Below are 223 nucleotides of genomic sequence, written 5' to 3' on the forward strand. Positions count from 1 at the left end.
TTTAATCTTTGATGCAAGTTCTTTTCCTACCAAATTATATACTGACGCACCCGCAAAGCTTTGTTGTTGCGGTCTTGTATAATCCAATGGCATGTCTAAAATTGGTGCCTCATCCTCAAACTGATTCATCCAATATGTTTTCTGCTTACTCAAATCTCTACTTCTCATCCACTGACTATAATCTTTGTATTGATGTGTTACTGGCTCCATATTTTCTTTATTA

General features: G+C 35.4%; 1 protein-coding gene. It reads right to left on the minus strand.

The genetic code is table 11. The annotated features are described in order from the left end of the window. A partial coding sequence (locus tag MR167_RS32605; protein WP_255787561.1) for a condensation domain-containing protein occupies nucleotides 1-210 on the minus strand: 210 nt, incomplete at its 3' end. Between the last annotated feature and the right edge of the window lie 13 nt (nucleotides 211-223).

Origin of the sequence: Bacillus cereus group sp. BfR-BA-01355, from assembly GCF_022663675.1 — a bacterium.
Classification (GTDB): Bacteria; Bacillota; Bacilli; order Bacillales; family Bacillaceae_G; genus Bacillus_A; species Bacillus_A thuringiensis_S.